The following is a 1,015-nucleotide window of genomic DNA, read 5'->3' as shown; positions in this document are numbered from 1 at the left end:
GGGTCGAACGGGGCCGGCAAGACGACGCTGGTGCGGATCTTGTCGACGCTGCTCAAGGCCGACGCGGGCACCGCGGTCGTGCACGGGCACGACGTCGCCACGTCCGCGGGGCAGGTCCGGGAGTCGATCAGCCTGACGGGGCAGTTCGCCGCGGTCGACGAGATCCTCACCGGGAGGGAGAACCTGATCCTGGTCGCCAAGCTCCGCCACCTGAAGAACCCCGGCCAGGTTGCGGACGACCTGCTGGCCCGGTTCTCCCTGACCGACGCAGGTTCGCGCCGGGCCGGGACCTACTCCGGCGGGATGCGCCGCCGGTTGGACATCGCGATGAGCCTGATCGGCAACCCGCCCGTCATCTTCCTCGACGAACCCACCACCGGCCTGGACCCCCAGGCCCGCATCGAGGTCTGGGACACCGTGCGCCAGCTCGCCCAGGGCGGCACGACCGTGCTGCTGACCACCCAGTACCTCGACGAGGCCGAACAGCTCGCCGACCGCATCGCCATCCTGCACCAGGGAACGATCATCACCAACGGCACCCTGACCGAGCTCAAGGCCCTGCTGCCCCCCGCCAAGGTCGAGTACGTCGAGAAGCAGCCCTCCCTCGAAGACGTCTTCCTCACCCTCGTCGGCCACACCGGCGAACCCGCGAACCCCACGACCGCCGAGGGCACCCAGCCCGCCGGAGAGGAGCTCCGATGACCACCCACGCCCTGGCCGACACCCGCACCCTGACCGGCCGGTCCCTGACCCACATCCTGCGCTCACCCGACACCATCATCACCACCGCCGTCACCCCGATCGCGCTCATGCTCCTGTTCGTCTACGTCCTGGGCGGCGCGATCAACACCGGCACCGACGAGTCCTACATCAACTACATGCTCCCCGGCATCCTGCTCATCACCATCGCCTCCGGCATCGCCTACACCGCCTACCGCCTCTTCCTCGACATGCAAGGCGGCATCTTCGAACGCTTCCAATCCATGCCCATCGCCCGCTCCTCCGTCCTGTGGGC

2 protein-coding genes are annotated in these 1,015 nt (G+C 68.8%); both read left to right on the top strand.

Translation table 11 applies throughout. From position 1 onward, the window contains the following. Positions 1–702: ABC transporter ATP-binding protein (locus AC4H2H_RS19720; protein WP_494372531.1), on the top strand; the 702-nt coding region annotated here is incomplete at its 5' end. Further along, positions 699–1,015: ABC transporter permease (locus tag AC4H2H_RS19715; protein ID WP_494372530.1), on the top strand; the 317-nt coding region annotated here is incomplete at its 3' end. The genes AC4H2H_RS19720 and AC4H2H_RS19715, both read left to right, overlap by 4 nt.

Source organism: Cellulosimicrobium sp. BMG9.22 (assembly GCF_059159975.1).
Note: the sequence above shows the minus strand (reverse complement) of the source record. Positions and strands in the feature narration are given on the sequence as shown.